General features: G+C 22.4%; 22 protein-coding genes and 1 tRNA gene. 14 read left to right on the top strand and 9 right to left on the bottom strand.

Annotation, left to right across the window (positions count from 1 at the left end):
* The first annotated feature begins 23 nt into the window (after positions 1 to 23).
* Positions 24 to 743, top strand: coding sequence for a tRNA (guanosine(46)-N7)-methyltransferase TrmB (gene trmB / locus AB4W62_RS02365; RefSeq protein ID WP_367679883.1), 720 nt, complete (start codon positions 24 to 26; stop codon positions 741 to 743).
* Between the two features lie 52 nt (positions 744 to 795).
* On the opposite strand, the gene hemW is transcribed toward trmB, so the two are convergent.
* The 5 genes from hemW to dusA all read right to left on the bottom strand — a co-directional run bounded on the left by hemW (position 796) and on the right by dusA (position 6,395).
* Positions 796 to 1,926 (bottom strand): radical SAM family heme chaperone HemW, encoded by a 1,131-nt coding sequence (gene hemW / locus AB4W62_RS02360; protein WP_367679882.1) that lies wholly within the window; start codon positions 1,924 to 1,926, stop codon positions 796 to 798.
* Positions 1,927 to 2,086: 160 nt separating this feature from the next.
* A complete protein-coding gene (gene ruvX, locus AB4W62_RS02355) occupies positions 2,087 to 2,512 on the bottom strand; it encodes a Holliday junction resolvase RuvX (RefSeq protein ID WP_367679881.1) in 426 nt (141 codons plus the stop codon).
* Between the two features lie 117 nt (positions 2,513 to 2,629).
* Positions 2,630 to 3,580: a glutathione synthase gene (gene gshB / locus AB4W62_RS02350; protein WP_367679880.1), complete on the bottom strand. Its 951-nt coding sequence runs from the start codon at positions 3,578 to 3,580 to the stop codon at positions 2,630 to 2,632.
* A 139-nt stretch (positions 3,581 to 3,719) separates the two neighbouring features.
* Positions 3,720 to 5,108 carry a replicative DNA helicase gene (gene dnaB, locus AB4W62_RS02345; RefSeq protein ID WP_367679879.1) on the bottom strand — a complete coding sequence of 463 codons (1,389 nt, stop codon included), beginning with the start codon at positions 5,106 to 5,108 and terminating at the stop codon, positions 3,720 to 3,722.
* Positions 5,109 to 5,411: 303 nt separating this feature from the next.
* Positions 5,412 to 6,395 (bottom strand): tRNA dihydrouridine(20/20a) synthase DusA, encoded by a 984-nt coding sequence (gene dusA / locus AB4W62_RS02340; protein WP_367679878.1) that lies wholly within the window; start codon positions 6,393 to 6,395, stop codon positions 5,412 to 5,414.
* A gap of 269 nt (positions 6,396 to 6,664) precedes the next feature.
* Between dusA and AB4W62_RS02335 the strand changes: the two genes are divergently transcribed.
* Positions 6,665 to 7,180 carry a single-stranded DNA-binding protein gene (locus AB4W62_RS02335; protein ID WP_367679877.1) on the top strand — a complete coding sequence of 172 codons (516 nt, stop codon included), beginning with the start codon at positions 6,665 to 6,667 and terminating at the stop codon, positions 7,178 to 7,180.
* Positions 7,181 to 7,296: 116 nt separating this feature from the next.
* Here AB4W62_RS02335 and bioH read toward each other — a convergent pair whose 3' ends face one another.
* Entirely contained in the window at positions 7,297 to 8,076 is a 780-nt protein-coding gene (bioH, locus tag AB4W62_RS02330; protein WP_367679876.1) for a pimeloyl-ACP methyl ester esterase BioH, read from the bottom strand.
* A gap of 118 nt (positions 8,077 to 8,194) precedes the next feature.
* On the opposite strand from bioH, the gene AB4W62_RS02325 reads away from it, so the two are divergent.
* Complete coding sequence (locus AB4W62_RS02325; RefSeq protein ID WP_367679875.1) at positions 8,195 to 8,770, top strand: NfuA family Fe-S biogenesis protein; 576 nt, start codon at positions 8,195 to 8,197, stop codon at positions 8,768 to 8,770.
* Positions 8,771 to 8,820: 50 nt separating this feature from the next.
* On the opposite strand, the gene ansA is transcribed toward AB4W62_RS02325, so the two are convergent.
* On the bottom strand, positions 8,821 to 9,840 hold the full coding sequence (ansA, locus tag AB4W62_RS02320; RefSeq protein ID WP_367679874.1) for an asparaginase: 1,020 nt from the start codon (positions 9,838 to 9,840) through the stop codon (positions 8,821 to 8,823).
* Between the two features lie 358 nt (positions 9,841 to 10,198).
* Here ansA and AB4W62_RS02315 point away from each other — a divergent pair, with 358 nt between their 5' ends.
* Positions 10,199 to 11,437 carry a phosphopentomutase gene (locus tag AB4W62_RS02315; protein WP_367679873.1) on the top strand — a complete coding sequence of 413 codons (1,239 nt, stop codon included), beginning with the start codon at positions 10,199 to 10,201 and terminating at the stop codon, positions 11,435 to 11,437.
* Positions 11,438 to 11,475: 38 nt separating this feature from the next.
* Entirely contained in the window at positions 11,476 to 12,201 is a 726-nt protein-coding gene (deoD, locus tag AB4W62_RS02310) for a purine-nucleoside phosphorylase (RefSeq protein ID WP_367679872.1), read from the top strand.
* 57 nt (positions 12,202 to 12,258) lie between these two features.
* Here deoD and AB4W62_RS02305 read toward each other — a convergent pair.
* A tRNA-Ser gene (locus AB4W62_RS02305) sits at positions 12,259 to 12,343 on the bottom strand.
* Positions 12,344 to 12,734: 391 nt separating this feature from the next.
* Here AB4W62_RS02305 and aroK point away from each other — a divergent pair.
* The 4 genes from aroK (at position 12,735) to trpS (ending at position 16,567) form a co-directional block, all read left to right on the top strand.
* Positions 12,735 to 13,259 (top strand): shikimate kinase AroK, encoded by a 525-nt coding sequence (gene aroK, locus AB4W62_RS02300; protein WP_367679871.1) that lies wholly within the window; start codon positions 12,735 to 12,737, stop codon positions 13,257 to 13,259.
* Between the two features lie 50 nt (positions 13,260 to 13,309).
* Complete coding sequence (aroB, locus tag AB4W62_RS02295) at positions 13,310 to 14,392, top strand: 3-dehydroquinate synthase (RefSeq protein WP_367679870.1); 1,083 nt, start codon at positions 13,310 to 13,312, stop codon at positions 14,390 to 14,392.
* A 374-nt stretch (positions 14,393 to 14,766) separates the two neighbouring features.
* The gene (rpe, locus tag AB4W62_RS02290; protein WP_367679869.1) at positions 14,767 to 15,453 is read left to right on the top strand and encodes a ribulose-phosphate 3-epimerase; all 687 of its coding nucleotides are present in this window, start codon (positions 14,767 to 14,769) and stop codon (positions 15,451 to 15,453) included.
* A gap of 106 nt (positions 15,454 to 15,559) precedes the next feature.
* A complete protein-coding gene (trpS, locus tag AB4W62_RS02285; RefSeq protein ID WP_367679868.1) occupies positions 15,560 to 16,567 on the top strand; it encodes a tryptophan--tRNA ligase in 1,008 nt (335 codons plus the stop codon).
* A 30-nt stretch (positions 16,568 to 16,597) separates the two neighbouring features.
* Here trpS and tsgA read toward each other — a convergent pair whose 3' ends face one another.
* A complete protein-coding gene (gene tsgA, locus AB4W62_RS02280; protein ID WP_367679867.1) occupies positions 16,598 to 17,770 on the bottom strand; it encodes an MFS transporter TsgA in 1,173 nt (390 codons plus the stop codon).
* Between the two features lie 612 nt (positions 17,771 to 18,382).
* Here tsgA and tusD point away from each other — a divergent pair.
* The 5 genes from tusD to rpsG all read left to right on the top strand — a co-directional run bounded on the left by tusD (position 18,383) and on the right by rpsG (position 20,478).
* Positions 18,383 to 18,754: a sulfurtransferase complex subunit TusD gene (gene tusD / locus AB4W62_RS02275; protein WP_367679866.1), complete on the top strand. Its 372-nt coding sequence runs from the start codon at positions 18,383 to 18,385 to the stop codon at positions 18,752 to 18,754.
* On the top strand, positions 18,732 to 19,127 hold the full coding sequence (gene tusC, locus AB4W62_RS02270; RefSeq protein ID WP_367679865.1) for a sulfurtransferase complex subunit TusC: 396 nt from the start codon (positions 18,732 to 18,734) through the stop codon (positions 19,125 to 19,127). The genes tusD and tusC overlap by 23 nt, the downstream gene beginning before the upstream one ends.
* Positions 19,128 to 19,141: 14 nt before the next feature.
* Positions 19,142 to 19,429, top strand: coding sequence for a sulfurtransferase complex subunit TusB (gene tusB, locus AB4W62_RS02265; protein ID WP_367679864.1), 288 nt, complete (start codon positions 19,142 to 19,144; stop codon positions 19,427 to 19,429).
* 123 nt (positions 19,430 to 19,552) lie between these two features.
* Positions 19,553 to 19,927, top strand: a complete 375-nt coding sequence (rpsL, locus tag AB4W62_RS02260) for a 30S ribosomal protein S12 (RefSeq protein WP_367679863.1) — start codon at positions 19,553 to 19,555, stop codon at positions 19,925 to 19,927.
* Positions 19,928 to 20,007: 80 nt separating this feature from the next.
* Positions 20,008 to 20,478 carry a 30S ribosomal protein S7 gene (rpsG, locus tag AB4W62_RS02255; RefSeq protein WP_367679862.1) on the top strand — a complete coding sequence of 157 codons (471 nt, stop codon included), beginning with the start codon at positions 20,008 to 20,010 and terminating at the stop codon, positions 20,476 to 20,478.
* Positions 20,479 to 20,510: the final 32 nt, after the last annotated feature.

Genomic DNA, 20,510 nt, shown 5'->3' with positions numbered 1-20,510 from the left:
AATAAAAAAAATTTTGGTGAAATATGAAAAATGATATTTTTATAAAAAAATATGAGAAAAAAGAAATTTTTTTACGAAAAATTCAAAGTTTTGTAATAAGAAGAGGAAGAATCACAAAATCTCAAATAAGAGCAATAAATAATTTATGGCCTAAATTAGGGGTAACATTTGAAAAAGATTCTTTTGATATAAAAAAAATATTTTTAAATAATAATCCTATTATTCTAGAGATTGGTTTTGGTACTGGTAAATCTTTAGTTGAAATGGCAATAAAAAATCCAAAAAAAAATTTTTTAGGAATAGAAGTGTATGAATCAGGAATAGGAAATTGTTTAAAATATATTGATAAACAAAATGCAAAGAATGTAAAAATTATTTTTCATGATGCTATAGAAGTATTGAATAATATGATTCAAAAAAAAACTTTTTCAAAAATTCAAATTTTTTTTCCTGATCCTTGGGAAAAAAAACGTCATAAAAAAAGAAGAATGATAAATATTAATTTTTCTAAAACTATTCATGCAAAATTAATTATAAATGGAACAATTCATATCATAACTGATAGTCAAACATACGCTGAAGAAGTTTTGCATATATTTAATAATTTTTCAGGATTTATAAATCTATCAAAAGATCAAAAATATATGAAAAGATCTAAAGATAGACCTATAACAAAATTTGAAAAAAAAGGAATTTCTTTAGGAAATACTATTTTTGAATTAATATTCAAACGTGTTAAATAAACAGTTTTTCATAAAATTTATTTTTTTTAAAAAAATAGATTAATTCTTTAAATTAACAAAATTCTTCTAATAAATCATTTAAAAAATTTTTTCCTTTTTCAGTAGTTATCCAGAAACTTGAATTTTCTATTAAATATTTCTTATTTATTGCATTTTTAATGATTAAAGAAATATTTTCTTTATTTAATCCTGTTTTTTTATAGAATTCTTTTTTATTAATAGGTTTCATTAATCGTAATACATTCATAAAATATTCAAGTAAGATATCTTTTTTAGAAAGTTCTTTTTTCTTATCAATATATGATCCATTCATAAATTCTAGTATTTTTTTTTGTTTAGAGATTCTAATAATTTTCCCATTATCTAGAGTAACTTTACTGTGTGCTCCACATCCTATTCCTAAATAATCTCCGAATTCCCAATAATTTAAATTATGTAAACAAGGATTTTTTTTAAAATACGAAGATATTTCATATTTTTTATAACCTGAAGAAATAAGAATTTCTTCACCTTTTTTGAATATTTTATCTATTGTATTTTCATTTGGAAATTTATGATTAACATAAAAAAAATTTGTATTAGGTTCTATCATTAATTGATACCAAGAAATATGAGAAGGATTAAATGAAATTGCTTTTTGTAAATCAAAAATTGCCATTTCTAAAGTTTGATTTGGTAAACTATGCATTAAATCAAAATTTATATTATTAAAATTAGCTATCTTAGCAATTTTTATAGAATTTTTAATTTCTTTTATAGAATAATTACGATTCAAGTAATTTAAACTATTTTTTTTAAAAGATTGTATTCCAATAGATAATCTATTTATTCCAGCATTTTTATATTCAAAAAATTTTTTACTTTCAACGGTAGTTGGATTTGCTTCTATAGTAATTTCAGCATTTTCTATAACGTCAACATTTTTTTTAATTTCTTTTATTAAAAAATTTATACTTTTTCCGCTAAATAAACTAGGAGTTCCACCACCGATAAAAATCGTATTTATTTTTCTAGAATTTATTAAAGGTATATTTTCTTTTAAATCTTGCAAAAGATGATAAATATATTTTTTTTCTGGAAGCAATTTTTTTTTCTTTTTAAATGAGTGAAAATCACAATAAGGACACTTTTTAATACACCATGGAATATGGATATATAAACTAATAAAAGATAATTTTTTCATCTTGATAATATTTAAATTTATATTTTTAATTTTTTTTAAGGAATATTTATATTAAAACTAACGAAGTTAAATAATATATTAAATATATTAATACGATAATTTTAAAAATTTTTAATATACAAAGAATGTAATTTAATAAAATAAATTAAATAAAAAAAAACTAATTTTTTTTAACTTTTTGTAAAGAAAAATACCAACTTTCTAAAATTAAAGCTGCTGATAAAGAATCAATTTTCCCCTTTTTTAGTGCTTTAAAACCACCGTTATTAAATAAATAATTTTTTGCTTCTATAGTTGTTAAATATTCATTGTGTAATTGAACTTTTAATTGAAATTTTTCTTTTAAAATTTCAACAAATTTTTTTATTTTTTTAGTTATATTTTGTTTTTTTTTATTTTTATATATAGGTAAACCGACAACAATCATACTAGGTTTCCAACAATTTATTAACTTACGAACAGAATCCCAATTTGGATAATTTTTTTTGCATTTTAAGTGTTTTAAAACTTTTGTTGTATGGAATAGTGTTTCTCCAACAGCAACACCTATAATTTTAGTTCCAAAATCAAACGATAGTACTATCAATTAAATAATTATCCTTATTTTAAAAAATTAATGAATATATATTCTTTTTAAATTTAATTGTTAATGTTAATTAAAAAAACAAATTAATTTTTTTTAGTTGAAATAAATTGTTAATTTTTAATTAATTATTTTTTTTTCAATAAAATGAAATAATTTTTGGGTAATAGAAATTTTAGAGAAATTTTCAATCTGACAAATCCCAGTTGGGCTGGTAATATTAATTTCAATTAATTTATTTCCAATAACATCTAGTCCAACAAAAAATATTTCTTTTTTCTTTAAAAAAGGTAATACACAGTTAGCAATTATATAATCTTGAGAAGTTAATTTATTAACTTTCCCTATACCTCCAACAGCTAAATTTGCTCTATTTTCTCCTTTTTTAGGTATTCTAGTTAGGCACCATGGAACAATATAATTATCCACAATAAGTATTCGTTTATCCCCGTATTGAACGTCTGAAACATATTTTTGAGACAAACAAAATTTTTTCCCATTTTTTGTCATAGTTTCTAAAATAACTTGTTTATTTTCATCTTTATCTTTTATTCGAAAGATGGATTTTCCACCCATTGCATCTAATGGTTTTATTATAATATCTTTATGTTCATATAAAAATTTTTTTATTTCAGCAATACTTCGACTCATTAAAGTTTTAGGTATAATTTTAGGAAAATTTGTAGCTAATAGTTTTTCATTATAATTTCGAAGACTAGTAGGATTGTTAATAACAAGTACATTTTCTTTTTTTAATTTATCTAATAAATAAGTCAAATAAATAAATTCTATATTTACTGGAGGATCTTTTCTCATAAGAATAACATTTAGTTCTGATAATAAAGTTATTTTTTCTTCTGAAAAAGAAAACCATTTTTTTTTATCTTTAATAACTGTCAAATATTTTGTTCTTCCATATACTTTATTTTCTTTAAAAAAAATATTTTTTGGTTCCATATAATAAATAATATAATTTCTTTCTTGAGCTTGTAATAACATTGAAAAAGTAGAGTCTTTTTTAATATTTATAGAAGAAATTGGATCCATAATTATTCCAAGATGAATTTTCATATTTTAACCTGATATTGTTATTATTTTAAATTTGAGATAATAAAATCTATATTTTATAGAAATAAATTTCAAAAAAATTTATTTCTATAAAATATAGATTTTATATTATTAATTTTTTTTAAATGTATATTAATAATAATTATTTATAGTGTTGAGTGGCATAGTTATCGAATCTAGACCAACTTCCATTAAACGTTAATTTAACAGTTCCTATCGGTCCGTTTCTTTGTTTTCCAATAATAATTTCAGCAATTCCTTTTAAATCACTATTTTGATGATAAATTTCATCTCTATAAATAAACATAATTAAATCTGCGTCTTGTTCTAAAGAACCTGACTCTCTTAAATCCGAATTTAAAGGTCGTTTATCTGCTCTTTGTTCTAAAGAACGATTTAGTTGAGACAAAGCAATAATAGGAATTTTTAATTCTTTAGCTAAAGCTTTTAAACTTCTTGATACTTCGGCAATTTCTAGAGTTCTATTTTCTGATAAAGAAGGTACTCGCATGAGTTGAAGATAATCAATCATAATTAAACTTAAACCGTTATTTTCTCTATAAATTCTTCTAGCTCTAGATCTAATATCGGTAGGAGTTAACGCAGAAGAATCATCTATATAAATATTCTTTTTTTTTAATAAAATATTAATAGTTCCATAAATTCTTGACCAATCTTCGTCGCTTAACTGACCGGTTCTAATATTTGTTTGATTTACTCTAGATAATGAAGATAACATCCGTATCATAATTTGTTCTCCTGGCATTTCTAAACTAAATATTAAAACAGGTTTTTCATATATCATAGCGGCATTTTCACAGATATTCATAGCGAAAGTAGTTTTTCCCATGGATGGTCTTGCTGCTATAATAATAAATTCAGAATTTTGCAAACCTGAAGTTTTTTTATTAATATCCGGATACCCTGTATTTAATCCGGTTATTCCATCCTGTGGAGTATTAAATAATTTTTCTATTTTTGTTACAGTAATATCTAAAATTTCTTCAATATTTTTAGGTCCTGAATAGTTTTTATTTCTATTTTCTGAGATTTTGAATACGCTGGATTCGGCATAGTCTAATAATTCTTCACTTTTTTTTCCTTTAGGATTATAGCCAGCATTTGCAATTTTATTAGCAACTAATATTATATCTCTAATAATTGCACGTTCTTTAATTATGTCAGCGTAAGCAGAAATGTTGGCAGTACTAGGAGTATTTTTAGATAATTCAGCAAGGTAAGAGAATCTTCCAGCATTATCTAGTGTACCTTTCTGTTCTAAAGATTCAGATAAAGTAATTAGATCAATAGGGTGTCCATGATTAAACAAGTGTTGCATTTCTAAAAAAATTATTCTATGTGCTTGACTAAAAAAATCATTAACAACGATTTTATCAGAAATAATATCCCACAATTCGTTATCTAGCATCAAACCTCCTAAAACTGATTGTTCAGCTTCTAGAGAATGTGGAGGGATTTTTAAGAATTCTTCTTTTATCTGTAATTTTTGATAAAATTTATTTTTAATCATATTTAATACAATACCAAAATTTAATTTTGTAGTTAATAGTTTTTTTAAAAAAATATATTTATTTATTTAAAAAATTGATTTTTTATTTTATAAAAAGTTTATTTGTGAAATATTTAATATTATTAATAAACGATATTAATGTTTTAAAAGTTATTTATAAATAAATTTATTTAGAAAAATATTCATTTTTTAATTTTATTACATTTTAAAAAAATAATTTTATCAAATAATTTTTAAAAATTATTATTTCTTATTTATGAATATTTAATATTCATAGAATAATAAATTTTAGATGATTCTTCGTTAAGCTATAAATTTTAAGGCATTATCTAAAACTTTTAAATCAGCATTATGCTTAATAGCATTTTTATTTAAATATTGTTTCCATAAAGAAGATCCTTTTTTTCCATGAAATGCATTTAAAAAATGTCTGGTTATATGATGTAAAGGTGTTTTTAAAGAAAGTTCTTTTTTAATATAAGGATACATTTTTTTTATTATATTTGACATTTTAATAGGTTTATAAGATTTATTGAAGATTAAATTATCTACATTTTGTAAAATTGATGGATTATTATATATTGCTCTTCCTAACATTACACCATCTGTTTTTTTTAAATGTTCTTGAGCTAAATTGATTGAGTTAATATTTCCATTAATAACAAATGTTAAATGTGGAAAATCATGTTTTAATTTATATATAAAATTATAATTTATTTTTGGAATTTGATGATTTTTTTTGGTGCTTATATTAGGAAGTAATGCTTTTCTAGCATGAACTATAAAAGTTTTACAAATATTATTTTTAGAAATTTCATATATAAAATTGCTTAAAAAATTATATTTATCTTGTTGATTTATTCCGATTCTCGTTTTAATAGTAATTGGAATAGGAACATATTCAGAAATAGATTGAATAATATTATTTACTGTAATTGTTTCATTCATTAAGGAAACACCAAAATAGGCTTTATTAATTCTATCTGACGGACAACCAACGTTTAAATTAATTTCATTAAAACCTTTTAAATATGCTAATTCAGCGCACTTTGCTATTTTTTTAGGAATTCTTCCAGCTAGTTGTATAGAAGTAGGACTTTCAATTTTAGGGTTAAAAATCATTTTTTTTTCTATTTTTCCTAAACAATCGTTAGCAACTATCATTTCTGTATATAAAAGTGATTTTTTTGTTAATTTTCTAAAAAAATAACGACAGTGTCTATTAGTATAATTAAACATTGGCGCTATTGAGAATTTATGGTAATAATTTTTTTTTAAAATCTTCATTTTATTTTTATATTTAACATTATTAGAAAAAATATCTAAATAATTTTTTTAAGATGTATTATATATGATATATATATTTTTATAGAAAAATAATAATTTTTTTATTTTTTTAAAAAAAAATAAAAAAACAGTTATAGATAAATTTAAAAAAGATTAAAAATTTTGAAAAATATAGTGAATTTAAGAAAATAATAGTAATAAATACTATTAATTATTTTTAAGTAAATAAATTATTTTAAATTAAATCTTACATTTAAGGACTAAAAATAATGGCAAGTCGAGGAATTAATAAAGTAATATTAATAGGTAATTTAGGTCAAGATCCAGAAGTGAGATATATGCCTAATGGAACAGCAGTATCTAATATAACTTTAGCTACTTCAGATGTTTGGAAAGATAAAAATACCGGAGAAAATAAAGAGAAAACAGAATGGCATAGGGTTGTTTTATTTGGAAAATTAGCAGAAATTGCTGGAGAATATTTAAGAAAAGGTTCTCAAATATATATAGAAGGTTCATTACAAACTAGAAAATGGCAGGATAAAAATAGTATAGAACGATATACAACGGAAGTTGTTGTTAATATAGGGGGAACGATGCAAATGTTAGGAAATAGACATTCTCACTCAAATAATATGAAAGATGAAAGTCAAATTTCCTCAGATTCTAAATCATTATCTTTTAATAAAAAATCTACTAATAGTAATTTAAATAATAAAAGTAAATTATCCACAGTAAACACTATATCTGATATTGATTTTGATGATGAAGACATTCCTTTTTAAAAAAACTTTATTTTAGATAGTTTAAATAATTATCAGTTTTGTTAAACTATCTAAAATTAATTTTTTTAAAAATTTAAAATTTTTTTATAAATAAACATTTTTTCAGTAAGTTTTTTTTAATTTAATGTTTTTACAAATAAAAAAATTATTTTACAAAAATGTTTTAAATGAGACAAGAAAGGAGCATGGGCTGCTTTATTGATAATAATAGATTTTGATCTAGTACAAAGTAAATCGACAGTATTTATAACTTTTTTAGGCACCATTGGATCTAGTGATCCATATATTCTAAGTAAAGGTACTTTAATTTTTTTTATTTTTTCTCTTAAATCAATAGAACACAAAATATTGAAACCTTCCTGTAAAGCTAAATGAGAGGGAGTCGGTGAAGCTAACATGATTTTTTGAAGGTTTTTCCAATAAATTAAATTTATATATTCTTTAGTTATATAAATTTGCTGTTGAAAAAAGTTTTTTATACAAAATTTATAATTTTTTTTTAATTGATTTTTATAATTTAATAATTGAGGAAATTTTATTCCTGGCCAATTTTTTTCTTTTATAAAATAAGGGGAAGAAGAAACATTAATAACTGATGAAATTTTTTCAGGATAAAGTAAAGCTAACTTATTAACTATTGTCCCTCCTAAAGACCAACCAATCCAAATTGCTTTGGGAGGCATGTAAATAGAAATTAATTCAATTAATTGATCAAATTTTAATATAGGAAAAAAATAATTTCTTCCGAATCCTGGTAAATCTATAACATAAATTTTAAAGTATTTTTTTAGTTTTTGAATAAGATAAAACCAAATTTTTGAGTCGAATCCATAACCGTGAATCAAAACTAAATTCTGTGATCCAGTTCCAACACTATATAGATGAAATTTTTTCATATTTTTTTAAAAAATTATTTACTTGATTAAAGATATAAAATAAAAGATGTACTTGTTTAGTACTAACATATAAGTAATAATAATTAATAATTTTAACTAATTCAATTTTTATATAAAAATGATTACTATTTCAAAATTGGCACAAGATTATTTTTTTGATCTTTTATCAAAAGAAAAAAAAAATACACATATCCGAATATTTGTAAAAAATCCAGGAACTAAATCTGCGGAATGTGGTTTAACTTATTGTTTTGAAAAAGATATATCTTCGTTAGATAAGGAAATTAAATATTCTAAATTTAATATTTATATTAATAATTCTATAATTCTATATTTTAAAAATGCAACAATAGATATTGTAAAAGAAAATGAAAACTCTAGATTAGTTTTAAATGCTCCTTATGTTAGAAAATCATTGTTAAATTGTTCAGTATCATTAAAAGATAAAATAATTATTTTTTTAAATGAAAAAATTAATCCAAAACTCAATCTGCATGGAGGTTCAATTTCTTTAGTAGATATTACAGAAGAAAAGCATGCTGTATTAGAATTTAAAGGAGGTTGTAATGGATGTTCAATGGCGCATATAACATTAAAATCAGGAGTGGAAAAAGAATTATTAAAACATTTTTCTGAACTTAAAAAAGTTATAGATGTCACGGAACATAAAAAAGGAAAACATTCTTTTTATTAGGAATAGTAGTTTGATTTTTTTTATTAATTTTTTTTTTAAAATAAATAGCGCTATTGCTTTTCAAGAGTTAATTCTCCACAAAGATTAGATTTCATAATTTTTTTAATTTCTTTTATAGATTTATAGCAACTAAATAAAAAATGTAACTTAGTTAATGCTGCTTCTATTGTTAAATCGTACCCACTGATTACACCTACATTAGAAAGAGCATTTCCAGTTGCATATCCCGACATATTTACTGTTCCAGATATACATTGTGTTAAGTTAACTAAAATAATATTTCGTTTAGATGCAGAATATAATTCATTTAAGAATTTTTTATTTTGAGGAGCATTTCCAACACCATAGGAGCATAATATTAAAGCTTTTAATGGTTGAAAAATAAAATTATGAATTATTTTTTCTGAAATACCAGGATAAATAGTAATAATTCCAATTGGTTGTGGAGTAATAGAATTTAATTTAAGTTTTTTTTTATATTTTTTTTTAAAAATTTTATAATTACAAGAAATGTCAATTCCTACTTTTAATAAGCAAGGAAAATTAGGAGAAGTAAAAGCATTAAATCCATTAGCATTAGATTTTGTAGAACGATTACCTCTAAATAATTTATGATTAAAAAATAATGTAACTTCATTAATTGGGTAATTAGCAGCAATTAATAAAGCATTTAATAAATTTTGTCTTCCATCAGATCGAATTTCTGATAAGGGAATTTGAGAACCGGTAATGATAATAGGTTTTTCTAAATTTTGTAACATAAATGAAAGTGCAGAAGCAGTATACGCCATTGTATCAGTTCCATGTAAAATAATGAAACCATCGTATTTTTTATAATTTTTATAAATATCATTAGCAATGATATTCCATTCGTTAGGAGTCATATTAGATGAGTCAATTAGAGGTTTATATTCATTTATTTTAAAAAAAGGAATTTCTTTTTTTTGAAAGTCTGGAATTTTCATTAATTTTTTTTGAAGATATCCAGAAACCGGAATATATCCGTAATTAGATTTTTTCATTCCGATTGTACCACCTGTATAAGCGATATATATATTTTTTCTTTTCATTTTTTAACTCTTGTTAGAATAATTAAAGGTTATTTTTAAATAGGAAATAAACTAATTTTATAAATTTTTTTTTAGTATAAATTTTTTTATTTGAATAATACTTACTTTATAAGTAATCAAATTTATTATTGATATAACGTATATATAATCAAGTTAATTAATTATTTTGTTAAATTTAATTATTTTGATATATTTTTTATATCTATAAAAATTTTATATATGTTATATTCATAAAATATATAAAGATTTTTTTATTGATTTAAGTTAGTAAAATATACTAAATAATGTATATAGTAACAAAGAAAATGAGTATTAAAAATACCGAAAAAAAACATTTAAAAAAAAATGGAAAGAAAGTATGAAACGAGTATTTATTTTAGTATTAGATTCTTTAGGAATAGGATCAAGTTTAGATGCAAAAAATTTTGGAGATAATGGAGCTGATACTTTAGGGCATATTGCCGAGCAATGCTTTTTAAATAAAGCTAATAAAAATAGATTTGGAAGTTTAAAAATACCTAATTTGATCAGTTTGGGGATAGGTGAAGCAGCTTATAAATCCACCGGAAGATTCCCTTTGGGAATAAAAAAAGTAATAAATACTATAGGTAGCTATGCTTATGCTAGTCAGATTTCTTCAGGAAAAGATACTATTTCTGGGCATTGGGAAATAGCAGGTGTTCCTGTTTTGTTTAATTGGGATTATTTTAAAAAGAAAATTAATAGTATTCCGGTAAATTTAATAAAAAAAATTATTACAGATTCAAATATTTCCGGAGTAATTGGAAATTGTCATGCTTCTGGAACAGATATTTTAGAAATATATGGAGAAGAACACATTAGAACAAAAAAACCAATCTTATATACCTCTGCAGATTCTGTATTACAAGTAGCATGTCACGAAAAATTTTTTGGATTAGAAAAATTACATAAGTTATGTTTGATAATACGAAAAATTTTAAATAAAAAAAAATATAATGTTGCACGAGTTATAGCTAGACCATTTATTGGAGAAAAAAAAGGATGTTTTTTTAGAACGAATAATAGAAAAGATTTTTCTATTAAACCAATTGATGATACTGTAATGGTTAAATTAATAAAAGAAAAGTTTGGTAAAGTTGTTTCAATTGGAAAAATAAGTGATATTTTTTCAAATGTAGGAATTACTTCTTCAATAAAAGCAAATGGATTGATTGATTTATTCGATGCAACTATTAAAGAAATAAAATATGCAAAAAATAATACAATAGTTTTTGTTAATTTTATAGATTTTGATTCTCTTTGGGGACATAGAAGGGATGTTGTAGGATATGCAAAAGGATTAGAATTATTCGATCAAAATTTACCAAGAATATTACAAAAAATTACCGATAAAGATCTTCTTATTATTACAGCAGATCATGGTTGTGATCCTACTTGGAAAGGAAGTGATCATACAAGAGAAAATGTTCCTGTTCTTTTATACAGAAAAAATCAAAAGTCTAATTTTTTAGGACACAGAAAAACATTCTCTGATATTTCTCAAACAATAGCTGACTTTTTTTCACTTTCTAAAATGGTTTACGGAAAGAGTATGTTATTAAAAAAATTAATTTAAAAAAGTATAAAAATACTAATACCTTATAGAGACTATTTATGGTTACTCCTCATATTAATTCTAAAAAAAGTGATTTTTCTGATTTTGTACTTATTTCTGGAGATCCAATAAGAGTACAATATATTGCTAAAAATTATTTAGAAAATGTTCGTCAAATTAATACTGTTCGTTCAATGGTTGGTTTTACAGGTACATACAAAGGGAAAATTATATCTCTTATGTCTCATGGTATAGGAATGCCTTCTTGTTGTTTATATGTAAGTGAATTAATTAATTTTTATAAAGTAAAAAAAATAATTCGTTTAGGAAGTTGTGGAACAGTAAGGGAAGATATAGAGCTAAATGATTTGATTATCTCTACTGGTGCTTGTACAGATTCAAAAATTAATAGAATTAGATTTTTAGATCATGATTTTTCTGCTATACCCGATTTTAATATGGTTTATAAATTAATAATTTCTGCTAAAAAAAATAAAACACTTATTAAGGTTGGAAATTTTTTTAGTACCGATTCATTTTATTTTCCTCATAAAGAAAAGTATATTTCTTTATTAAAAAAATATAATATTTCTGGAATTGATATGGAAACAGCAGGTTTATATAGTGTAGCAGCGGAACTAAACGTTAAGTCAGTATCTATTTGTACGGTTTCAGATAATATTCTTACAGGGGAAAATTTAACTGTTCAAGAAAGAGAAGTAAATTTTAATAAAATGATTTATGTAGCTTTAGAATCAATGTTTGTAAAAGGAATTTTTGATTAATTTTTTTATTATTACTATTCTATAAATAAAAAAATTAAAATAAATCTAAATTAACTTTGGTGAAGAAGGGATTCGAACCCTTGATACGTTTTCGTATACACACTTTCCAGGCGTGCTCCTTAAGCCTCTCGGACACTTCACCATCTTTTAAAAAAATAATATTTTTTACACTAAAAAAGAATTTTTTGAGTAAAAATATTTCTCTACAATATAAAAAATGTTTTAGTTTTATTTTGTTTATAATTTTTTTTAATTTTTTTATAAATCGTTCTTGTATATTTTATATAAGACGTTTAAAGTAATCAAAATATTTTTTTTAGTGCTTACGATATATTATAAACAATAATAGAAGTTAATCAATATTTAGACAAATTTTTTATAAATAAAAAAAATTATGTTTTTTATATTAATAAAATTTTTTTTATTAATTTTAAGTTATTTATTTAATAAATATAAATTTTATTTATATTGCTTCCAGCAATTAAAGTATTTATGCTGGGTTATATTAACAAATATTTTAGTAAAATAAAAAAATGGCAGAAAAACGAAATATTTTCTTAATTGGACCAATGGGGGCAGGAAAAAGCACTATTGGTAGACAACTAGCTCAACAACTTAATATGGATTTTTATGATTCTGATCAAGAAATTGAAAAAAGAACAGGAGCAGATATTAATTGGGTTTTTGATGTAGAAGGGGAAACAGGTTTTCGAAATAGGGAAAAAAAAATAATTAATGAGTTAACTATGAGACAAGGAATAGTATTAGCTACGGGAGGCGGATCTATAATTACAAAAGAAACAAGAAATCAATTATCATCAAGAGGTATAGTAATATATTTAAAAACTACAATTGAAAAACAGTTAATGCGGACTAATAGAGATAAAAAAAGACCGTTGTTAAAAAATAATACAATTTCTAATAAAGTTATTTTAGAAGAACTAGCTAATTGTAGAAATCCTTTATATGAAGAAATTGCAGATATTACTGTTTGTACTGATGAACAAAGTGCAAAAGTTGTTTCGCATCAAATTATAGATTTACTAAACAAAAAATAAAATTAAATTTAAATAAACTCAGTAAAGTTTATAATGAGGTTTATCAAATAATGGAGAAATTACAAGTTAATCTTGGAAATAGAAGTTATCCAATTACTATTGGTTCTAAAGTATTAGAATTAGATAATATTTTTTGGCCTTTAAATCCAGGTGATCACGCTATGTTAGTTACTAATAAAACATTAGCTAATATTTGGAAAGATAAAGTATTTTATCAATTAAGACAAGCAGGAATCAAATTAGATCAAGTAATCTTATCTGATGGAGAGCAATATAAAACATTAAATGAAATGGAATTAATTATTTCAGCATTACTAGAAAGATCTCATAATAGAGATACAACATTAATTGCTTTAGGAGGCGGAGTTATAGGAGATCTTACTGGGTTTGCAGCAGCTATTTATCAAAGAGGGGTTAAGTTTATTCAAATTCCTACCACTTTATTATCTCAAGTGGATTCTTCTGTTGGAGGAAAAACAGGAGTAAATCATATTTTAGGAAAAAATATGGTAGGAGCTTTTTGGCAACCCTCTTCTGTTATTATTGATATTGACTGTTTATCAACGTTACCAAATAGTGAAATGGTTTCTGGAATAGCTGAAGTTATTAAATATGCAATTGCTTTTGATGAAAAATTTTTTATTTGGTTAGAAAAAAACATTCATTTAGTTTTAGCTTTAAGCGAAACTGAAATTTCTTATTGTATTTCAAAATGTTGTCAATTAAAATCATACGTTATTTCTATTGATGAAAGAGAGAATAATGTTCGTGCTCTTTTAAATTTAGGACATACGTTTGGACATGCTATTGAAGCTCATTTAGGTTATGGAAGTTGGTTACATGGAGAAGCTGTTTCTGTTGGTATTGTTATCGCAGCAAGAGTTGCTCAACTATTAGATAAAATAAATAAAATTGAAGTTAATCGAATTATTAATTTATTAAAAAAAGCTGGTTTACCAACAAAAGCTCCAAAAAATATGACTGCTCATGCTTATCTTCCATATATTATGAAAGATAAAAAAGTACTTTCAGGATTAATACGTTTTATTTTACCAGTAAAAATAGGACAAGTTAAAATTTTCACTAATATAGATAAAAATATCCTTTTATCAGCTATTAGAAATAGTCAGTAACTATTATTAAATAATATTAATAAAAATTATTATAAAATAATAGTTGGTTTTTTTTAAAAAAATATATTTTTGATATTATTAATAATTTAAAAAATTAACTAATATTAAAATTTTTATCATTTTTTTTTAGATAAAAAATTTTTGGATTGAATATTTTTAAATAATCTTTTAAATTTATTTAAAGAATTATCTAAATTAAATTTTTTAATAGAAATAAATAATTTTTGTTAAAATAAGTTAAAGTTATTAAACACTTTCAATAAATAAAATAAATTTTTATATAAAAAATTTTTTTTTAAAATTAATAAATATGTTATAAAAAAAATAAATATTAAAGTCAATAATGTTTAAGCAATTAAATATAGGAATTAAAAATGAAAAGTTTTCTTTTAGCACCTTCTATTTTATCTGCTAATTTTTCAAAATTAGGGGAAGACGTTCAGAAATCAATCGATGCTGGAGGAGATATGATACATTTTGATGTTATGGATAATCATTACGTAGATAATTTAACCATTGGACCAATGGTTTTAAAATCATTACGAAATTATAAAATATCAGCAACAATTGATGTTCATTTAATGGTAAATCCCGTTGATTCTTTAATTCCGAAATTTGCAAAATCTGGAGCTGATTTTATTACTGTTCATCCTGAAACAACAAATCATATAGACAGGGTTTTGCGAATGATTAAAGATAACGGGTGTAAAGCAGGAGTAGGTTTAAATCCTGGAACTCCTATTAATTGTCTTGATTATATAATTGATCAATTGGATATGATTACTATCATGTCCGTTAATCCTGGATTTGGAGGACAAGATTTTATACCAGAAAGTATAAATAAAATTAGAGCGGTTAGAAATAAAATTAACGAAAGTTCAAATAATATTTTATTGCAAGTAGATGGTGGAATTAATACAAAAAATATTTCAGATATAGCTTTAGCAGGAGCTAATGTATTTGTTATTGGTTCAACTTTATTTCATTCTTCAAATTATAAAATAGTTATTAACAACTTAAGAAAAGAATTAGAAAAAGTACATTTTAATTTGATTCATTAATCATTTAATTTTTTTAAAAAAATATTTACTTTTAAAATTTTTTAATAATTAGAGTTTATTTTAAAAATTTTTTTTGTTTAATTTAATTTAACTTTTTGGAAAATAAATGGGTGATTTTAAATCTATTGTATTTAGTGCAATGCAGCCTTCTGGTTCGTTTACTTTAGGAAATTATTTAGGTTCTCTTAAACATTGGTCTAAAATGCAAAAAAAGTATCAATGTTTTTTTTGCATAGCAGATTTACATGCTATTACTACATTAAATATTAATAGTGATTTAAATAAAAATACATTAGATGCTATAGCATTATATTTAGCTTGTGGAATAGATCCTAAAAAAAGCATTATTTTTGTACAATCTCATGTCTTACAACATACAGCACTATATTGGTTTTTAAATTGTCGTTTAAGTTATAGTGAATTAACTCGCATGACACAATTTAAAACAAAAATAAGAAATAGCTCTTCTTTTTCTACTGCTGGTTTGTTAAACTATCCAATTTTAATGGCTGCAGATATATTATTATATCAATCTAGTAAAGTTATAGTCGGGGAAGATCAAAAACAACATTTAGAATTGACAAGAAAATTAGCAAAGAAAATTAATAATTTACAAAAAAATACTTTTTTAATTCCCGAGATAATAATTCCAAAATACAGTAAAAAAATAATGTCATTGTTTAATCCTACTAAAAAAATGTCTAAATCTGACGAAAATAATAATGGAACAATTTTTTTATTAGATAAAACAGCGTCTATTATAAAAAAAATAAAAAAAGCTACAACTGATTCAGATATAAGCTCTAAAATACGTTATGATTTGAAAGAAAAACCGGGAATATCTAACTTTTTAAATATTTTATCTAGTATTAGAGAAGTTTCGATATTATCTTTAGAAAAAGAATTTTCTGGAAAAAAATATAGTTATTTAAAAGAAATATTAATTAATGAAATTAGTATAGTCATTAAAAAAATTAAAAATAATTTTTATTTTTTTAGGAAAAATGAATTATTTTTAAAAAAAGTTGTTATAGATGGCGCTAAAAAAGCAAATTTTTTTGCAAAAAAAACAATGAAAAAAGTTTATAACTTATTTAAAGTGTTAAAGATTTAATATAAATAAATAACTATTTTAATTTCTTTATTATTTATTTACTATGTTTTTTCGGTGGTTAGTAAAAAAACCTAAAATTATAGAAAGAAAAAATACTGTTATATATAAAAAATTTGAAGCAATCAAAGCAGAAATTAGTCCTTTTTTTAAGATAATTGGTTTTGTGATTATAAAAGTTAATAATGTTCCAATAGTTCCTGAGGTTAGAACAAAACTTATTTGTTTAGGAGAAGGTACTTTTGTTTGTAGAGATGATAATGTAATTAATATGGTATAAATAGCACTGGAAAAGAATCCTAAGGCTATAATTATTAATGATAGTAATTTCATACTACTTGTAATAATAAATAAAAACATAATAAAACTTGAAAATCCTGTTAAGACGACTAAAATTTTTTGTAGATCAAAAAATTTTAGTATAAAACTAAATATCCACATTCCTACCATGTAAGACATCCAAAAAAAACTTACTAATTTTCCCGCTTCTTTTATATTAAATTTTAATGAATTAATAGCATATTCTGGAATCCAGGAAATAAAACTCAATTGACCTAAAATATATAATAGTGCTGTAATTGATAATATAAATGTATTGATAAAAGAACTTTTTTTTATTTTTAATTTTTTTTGACTATCTTTTTTAGTAAAAATTGGAAATTTTGCATTTACTGCTAATAAAAAAATTATTATATAGATAATAAAGATTATTATGTATATCCAATACCATAGCAAATTAAGATCAAAAATTTTTGTTATAATATAAGGAAAAATCATGCCTGACATACTAAAAAAAGAATCAGTTAATAATAAAAACTTTCCTCTTTCATTACCTTTGTATAACATAGTTATTAGAAAAGTACCTATTGACATTGTAATACCACTAACTAATCCAAATATAAAAATACTAGTACTAAAAATTATTAAACTTGAACTGTTAATTAATCCAAGAATTGCTAATAACATTAATAAAAATCCTAGAATAAGTTGTTTCTTAATTGAAATAAATTCAATTATCCATGCATTTAAAAAAATTGAAATTAAAATGCCAGCATTTAGAAATGTAAATATACTACTCATGTCAGTAATAGGGAGATTAAAATATTTTGCTATTCTTCCTAATATCATTCCAGTTGTTACAATTAAAGCACCAGTTATAGAATATGAAAAAAAACTAATTATTGTAAGTACTATTTTATTTTTCATGTATAAATTTTTTCCTGTTTTTTATTTTTTTTAAATTTTTTATATAAGTTAAAAAAAATTCACAAGTAATTTTAAATTAAATATTTTTTCATTAACGAAATGTACTATTTATATATTTAATATACATTAATAAAAATTAATCATTAATTAATATTTTTTTTTAATATCGTTAATTTTACTAAATAAATCAATATTAATTAAAAATTAAATTAACTTTATTTTTTTTAAAATTTGACTATTTCTTTGGAAAATAATAATTATTAACTATAAAAATCTATTTTAAAAAATTTAAAAATAAAAATATTTTTAAGATATATAAAAGTTTAGGTTAATTGAGTCATATGATTAAATCAATTGAAAATTAAAAAAATAAAACTTATAAAAAAATGTTTTTAATTTTTTTAATTAAATTATATATAAATATATTTTATTGGATAAAAAATATTTTTTGTTTATAATTATATTGATATAAATTTATTAAAGAATTAATAAATATATTTTTTTATAAGTTTTATTTTTTTATTAATTATTTTTTTTAATCTTTTTTTTAAAGATAAATAAAAATTAAAAAGAAATAGTATTTTTATTAATTTAATATCTAAGTAAGTATATATGAAATATATGTTAGTTATTACAGGTCCAATTTATGGAAATCAAAATGCTATAACAGGTTTATTATTTGCTAGAAATTTATTTTCTTCAGGAAATAATATTAGTAGTATTTTTTTTTATTGTAATGGAGTTACTAACGCTAATATTAATTATTCTCCTGATTATAATGAGTTTAATTTATTACAGGCGTGGATTGATTTACATAAAAAATTTAGAGTTAAACTAAAAATTTGCACTAGTGCTGCTTTAAGAAGAGGAGTTATTTCTAATAAGAAAAAAAATATGAATCAAATATCAATTCATTTTCAATTTATTGGATTAATAGAAATTGTTCAGGAAATGAAAAATTGTGACCGAATCATTCAGTTTTAAAAAAATAGATATATTATCTTCTATAGCATTTGTTTTTTCTAATGCTCCTCATGGTGATCATTGTAGTAGAGAAGGTTTAGACTATGTTTTAGCTTCATCGCTATTTTTTCAAAAAATAGGATTATTTTTTATTGGAGACGGAGTTTTTCAAATATTAAAAAATCAACAACCTAAAAAAATTTTTTCAAAAAATTATATTTCTGCATTTTGTATTTTACCTACTTATAATTTTTCAAATTTTTTTGTCTGTTCAAATTCTTTACTTGAAAGGGGTCTTACAAAAGAATTTAATTTTTTATTAAAAGTATGTTTACTAAATAAAAATCATATCAGAGAAGAAATAAATAAATTTAGTATTGTTCTAAATTTTTAGAAGGAATTTTAAAAATGCTACATACTTTGATGCAATCTCCGTTTAAAACAGATATGACATCATTACTTCATTTTTTGAAACCTGCAGATGATTTTTTAGCTTTACAGGATGGTGTTTTAGTTTCTTTTAAAAAAAATTTTTTTTTGAAGTTATTATTAACATCTAATGCTAACTTATATGTTTTAGATGCGGATTTAAAAGCTAGAGGTTTAATTAATAAAGCTTCTGATTCTTTTTTAAAAATTACTTATAAAGATTTTATTTCTTTGACAAAAATTAATAAAATACAGATGAATTGGTAGTAATTTTTTTTTTTACTTTATTTTTTAATCCAGCCACAAAATTTCATTTCATAATTTTATGCTTAATAGATATTTAATCATATTGGATATTTTTAATTTATTAAATATTAATAAGGAGTCTTAATGGCCACAGTAAATCAGTTGGTCCGTAAACCTCGTTTACGAAAAAATATAAAAAGCAACGTGCCAGCTTTGGGATCTAGTCCTCAAAAAAGAGGGGTATGTATAAAAGTTTATACAACTACACCTAAAAAACCAAATTCTGCATTACGTAAAGTATGCAGAGTTCGATTAACTAATAATTTTGAAGTAACGGCTTATATAGGAGGAGAAGGACATAACTTACAAGAACATTCTGTTATTTTAATTCGTGGAGGAAGAGTTAAAGATTTACCTGGTGTTCGCTATCATGTAGTGCGTGGAGCATTAGACTGTTCTGGAGTTAAAGATAGAAAAAAGGGACGTTCTAAATATGGAGTTAAAAAAAATAAAACTTAATTTTTTTATTTATTTAAAAAACTAATAAAAAAATTTTTTTTAAATAAAAAATATTTTTATAAAACAAAGGAGTTTTTTTTATGCCGCGTCGTCGAGTAGTTGGACAACGAAAAATTTTACCTGATCCTAGATTTTCTTCAGAAATTTTAGCTAAATTTATCAATATTTTAATGATTGATGGTAAAAAATCTATAGCAGAAACAATTGTGTATTCAGCGTTAAAAAATTTATCAAAAAGAGTAAAAAAATCAGAAATAGAAGCTTTTGATACAGCATTAGAAAATGTTAAACCTACAGTTGAAGTAAAATCTCGCAGAGTAGGAGGATCTACTTATCAGGTTCCTGTAGAAGTTCGTTCTGTCAGAAGAAGTGCTTTAGCAATGAGATGGATAGTGGAGTCTGCTAGAAAAAGAAATGACAAATCTATGGCTATACGTTTATCAAATGAATTATTTGATGCAATTTATAATAAAGGAAATGCAGTTAAAAAACGAGAAGAAGTTCACAAAATGGCAGAAGCAAATAAAGCATTTGCACATTATCGTTGGTAAATATTGTATCTTTGAATAAATTAATTAACATA

It is taken from the genome of Buchnera aphidicola (Mindarus abietinus), from assembly GCF_964059085.1.
Lineage (GTDB): Bacteria > Pseudomonadota > Gammaproteobacteria > Enterobacterales > Enterobacteriaceae > Buchnera_A > Buchnera_A aphidicola_C.
The sequence above is the reverse complement of the archived record's forward strand: the minus strand, read 5'-3'. Positions and strand labels throughout refer to the sequence as shown.